This is a genomic window from Mesorhizobium sp. M0518, assembly GCF_040321125.1.
Lineage (GTDB): Bacteria > Pseudomonadota > Alphaproteobacteria > Rhizobiales > Rhizobiaceae > Mesorhizobium.
On the sequence record NZ_JAMYQY010000057.1, the window covers coordinates 1 to 1962 of the forward strand.

A 1962-nucleotide genomic window follows, 5' to 3' on the forward strand; every position below is an offset into this window, starting at 1 on the left:
GGCGTTTCGGGCTCAATAACCACCTCGACCCGGGCCGCAAAGCCTTTGCGAGGGCGCGGGGCGCGCTTCGCTTTCGACCCGCCCGCAGACTTTTCCATCTGCGTGTCAATCACCACTGAATCGGGACCCTGGTTTTTCGCGCAAAAGGGGGTCAGACTCAATCTCGCTGCATGTGCAGAGTGATGTCGCGCAATTTTCGAGAGGGAATCAGCGCGATGGAACAGAGATTTTGGTCGACGAGACTGGCGCCGGCGGGGTTGCTCGTCGAGCATGCCGAAATCAACACGGATTGTGTATTTCTTGACGTGCGCGCTGCGGCGCTTTCGGCAACGTGCCCGTGCTGCGGGACGAGTTCACGCCGGACCCAGAGCCGATATATGCGGCAAGCCGCCGATCTGCCCATCGCTGGCCGGCGGGTGGTCTTGCGGGTGACGGTTCGCCGTTTCTGGTGCGACGCCGTTCTTTGCCGCCGCCGCATTTTTGCCGAGCGGTTTGGTGCCGCTGTATTGAGCCCATTGTCGCGAAGAACCGGACGCCTTGAGACCATCGTTCATCACTTGGGACTGGCGCTGGGCGGCAGGCCTGCCGCAGCCTTTGCCGATCGCCTGATGATGCCGGTGAGCAACGATACCCTGTTGCGTGTCGTGCGCCGGCGGACTGAACAGCCGCGCGATAAGCTCGCCATCATCGGCATCGACGACTTCGCGTTCCGGCGCGGCCAACGATACGGGACGATTGTCTGCGATCTTGAGCGCTGCAGGCCAGTGACATTGCTGCCTGATCGTGAACAGGCGACATCGCAAGCTTGGCTGGCGAACCATCCTTCCATTGTGACTGTCGCTCGCGATCGGGGTGGCGGATATGGCGAGGCGATCGCCAAGGCCTTGCCTCATGCCGATCAGGTGGCCGACCGCTGGCATCTGATGGAAAACGCCAGCCGCGCTTTCCTTGATGCAGTCAGCAAGTCCATGCGGCATATCCGAAAGACCGTCGGCAGCACCATCATCGATCCAAAGCTTCTCACCTATGCCGAGCGGCTGCAATATGAAGGATATCTGCGTCGCAGGAGACAAACGAGGCCATTTTGGAATTGTCGAAGCAGGGTGTGCCGATCAAGCAGATTGTCAAGCGTACCGGACATAGCCGCAAGCTCGTCCGCTGCGTCCTGCGCGGTCAGCGTTCCGACATGTTCCGTGTCCGGCAGAGTTCGCTCGAGGAATGGCTTCCCTGGCTTGACGGCCGCTGGGACCAAGGCGCGCGCAATGCTTCGGCGCTCTGGCGCGAAATGCGTAAGAAAGGCTTTCGTGGCCAGATCGGCGTCGTCTCTGAATGGGCGCGGCGCAGACGCCTTGCTGAAAGGGCCGATCAAAGCGCACTTGCCCGCACGCCTTCGGCACGAAGCATCGCCAGGCTCATGACGCTGGCGCGTGACGACCTCTCCAAATCGGACGCCGTACTGATCGCGGCAATCGAGAGCAATGTTCCTGACCTCGTCACCGCGCGAACGCTGATCGACGACTTTCAGCAGATGATCCGATCAAAGGCGGTCGCAAAACTGGACACTTGGCTCGAGGGCGCGAAGGCAAGCCTCGTCGGCTCCTTTGCAAACGGGGTCGAAAAGGACATCGCCGCAGTCCGCAACGCCATTGTCTCTCCGTGGTCGAATGGCCAGACCGAAGGCCAGATCACCAAGCTCAAACTCATCAAGCGGCAAATGTACGGCCGCGCCAAGATTGATCTGCTCCAGGCGCGCCTCGTCGGTGCAACCTAGGCTGTGGCCGCAGCGAGAGTGCGTCAGAGCCCCGTTTGGACGAAAATCACTCCTCAAACAGGGTCCTCATTCCATGAAAAATCACACGTCTGCGCTTCGATGGCCGCCACGCCAGTTTCGATTTCGTCGAAGACGAGAGCGTACTGCTCTTCGCTCAGCGCACCGGTCCGCAACCTTTCGGAGCGGCTGCC

Annotated in this window: 1 pseudogene; it reads left to right on the forward strand. The window is 60.8% G+C overall.

Going from position 1 to position 1962, the window contains the following annotated elements:
• Positions 1 to 215 precede the first annotated feature (215 nt).
• Positions 216 to 1771, forward strand: a pseudogene (locus NKI66_RS32560) (ISL3 family transposase).
• The last annotated feature ends 191 nt before the right edge of the window (positions 1772 to 1962 follow it).